Source organism: Armatimonas sp. (genome assembly GCF_043760365.1).
Taxonomy (GTDB): domain Bacteria; phylum Armatimonadota; class Armatimonadia; order Armatimonadales; family Armatimonadaceae; genus Armatimonas.
The window spans coordinates 1-2,106 of sequence record NZ_JAYUPA010000203.1; the positions used below are offsets into that span (position 1 = coordinate 1).

The window sequence follows — 2,106 nt, forward strand, 5'->3', positions numbered from 1 at the left end:
ACGGGAGCCTTGAGCTGCTCGGCGAGCCAGCCCACGTTGCCCAGAGTGCTTACCCGTTCTAAATCCCCGATGGACGGCCCGAAGGCAGCTCGGTTGAGGAGCTTTGAGTCGCCAATAGGGCGCATGGGTGGGCGTGTGGCGTGCGGGCGTGGATCACGCACACTGCGCAGTGCCTCACGAATCGGCCCTTCGCCTTGGGATTGGCAGCCCGCAAGCGCCGCCCCCGCAACACCCGCTCCTACCAGCAGTTCGCGTCGTTTCATTGGGGATTGGTCTGAGCTTGCGCCTGCACGACGGGCTGTTCGTAGGCGCGACGCTCGCGGGCGGTGAGTGCCTGGAACCCGGCTCCGAGCGAGGCGAAGAGCTGGAGGGGGAACAATAAAACCCAACCCACAGCAGGCAGTGCCCCCGCAGCGATGAGCAGTGCCCCGCTGCGTGCCAGGAGTGCAAGTGCGCTCTGTGTCGGGGACATGCTCTGCATCCGTGCGCTCACGACTCGAGCGAGGCCCGCACTGCCGACCATTGCGAGGCAGAGTGTCAGAGCCAGAAGCACCCAGCCGATTAACATAAAGAGGCCGTTTTTACTATTGAGGAGCATCACTCCCAGCCCGATGCCCCCGAGTGCCAGCCCAATGCCCACTCCAATCGCGCGGCCTGGCGCTTGTTCCAGTCGCTGCGCGGCGTGCTGGGTCTTTGCGGTGAACACCAACCCCACGGCTAGAATCGTGGCCCATAGAGTTACCAAAATCGTGAGAATCACAGAGATGTAGGCGAGTACGTCCCCATTTGTCATTGATCTAACCTCCGTTGCTTTGTGGCAAGGATACCCTGTGTAATCTATTTGTTGCAGGTCTCTGGGGAAGGTTTTTAACAGGTCGCTGTCGAACTAGGCTCCCATGGAACACCCTGCCGTCCGCAAAGCCGCTTTCCGGCTGATCCCTTTTCTCTTCTTCCTCTATGTGATCGCCTACATTGATCGTGTTAATGTTGGTTTTGCCAAGCTAGAGATGAAGGAAGTGTCGTGGTTCAGTGACGCGATTTTTGCCAGCGGGGCGGGAATCTTCTTTTTTGGCTACTTTCTTTTTGAAGTGCCCTCGAATTTAATCCTGCGAAAAGTCGGTGCGCGGCTTTGGATCACACGGATCATGATTACCTGGGGCCTGATCTCCGCAATGATGGCACTGTCTAACAGCGTTCTCACTTTCTACTTTTTTCGGTTTATGCTGGGGGTTGCCGAGGCTGGTTTCTTCCCGGGGGTCTTGCTCTACCTCACGTTCTGGTTCACCCGAAAAGAGCGGGCACGGGTTGTGGCGCTCTTCATGACCGCAAATGCCGTCGCGCTTACGTTTGGCGGACCGCTCTCGGGCTGGATTCTGGATAAGGCCAAGGATCTTCCGACGCTGGCCCCGTGGCAGTGGCTCTTTGTACTGGAGGGGATTCCGGCGGCGCTGATCGGCTTTGTGGTTCTTCTCTACTTACCCAATGGCCCTAAAGACGCCAAGTGGCTCTCCGAGGACGAGCGCCAGGTAATCGAGGAGCGGCTACGTGTCGAGGAGGCAGAGTTTGGCACGCCGACCTCCGTTGAAGACAGCCACGATAGCGCAGTTCTGAAGACACTCGTCCGCGATCCCCGAGTCTGGATGTGGTGTGGCGTCTATTTTCTCCTGGTCTTTGGAATGTACGGGATCACGATGTGGCTCCCACAGCTTCTGAAGTCAATGAGTGGTGGCAATAACACTTTGGTCGGTCAGCTCACTGCGATTCCCTACTTCACTGCGGGGATTGCGATGGTTGCCAATGCCTGGCACTCGGACAAGACCGGCGAGCGGCGCTGGCATATCGCCGTTCCTGCAATTGTCGGCTCCGTGGGACTCGCTCTCTCGGGGCAAGTCTTCATGCCACTCTGGGGCTCGCTCGTCTGCCTCTCGGTGGCGGCGGCGGGGATGTGGTCCACGCTCGGGCCGTTCTGGGCGGTGCCACCGCAATTTCTGCGCGGAACCTATATCGCAGCAGGCCTGGCGTTCATCAACTCGGTAGGGAATCTCGCGGGCTTTGCGGGGCCGAAGCTCTTTGGAAAAGTGAAAGCAGACGGCAACGACTTTCTGC

General features: G+C 58.8%; 2 protein-coding genes and 1 pseudogene. 1 reads left to right on the plus strand and 2 read right to left on the minus strand.

The annotated features are described in order from the left end of the window. Positions 1–263, minus strand: a pseudogene (locus tag ACH2EH_RS04925) (hypothetical protein); the annotation flags it as partial. Continuing rightward, the gene (locus ACH2EH_RS04930) at positions 260–793 is read right to left on the minus strand and encodes a hypothetical protein (protein WP_395139501.1); all 534 of its coding nucleotides are present in this window, start codon (positions 791–793) and stop codon (positions 260–262) included. The pseudogene ACH2EH_RS04925 and the gene ACH2EH_RS04930, both read right to left, overlap by 4 nt. A 103-nt stretch (positions 794–896) precedes the next feature. On the opposite strand from ACH2EH_RS04930, the gene ACH2EH_RS04935 reads away from it, so the two are divergent. Next, a partial coding sequence (locus ACH2EH_RS04935) for an MFS transporter (protein ID WP_395139503.1) occupies positions 897–2,106 on the plus strand: 1,210 nt, incomplete at its 3' end.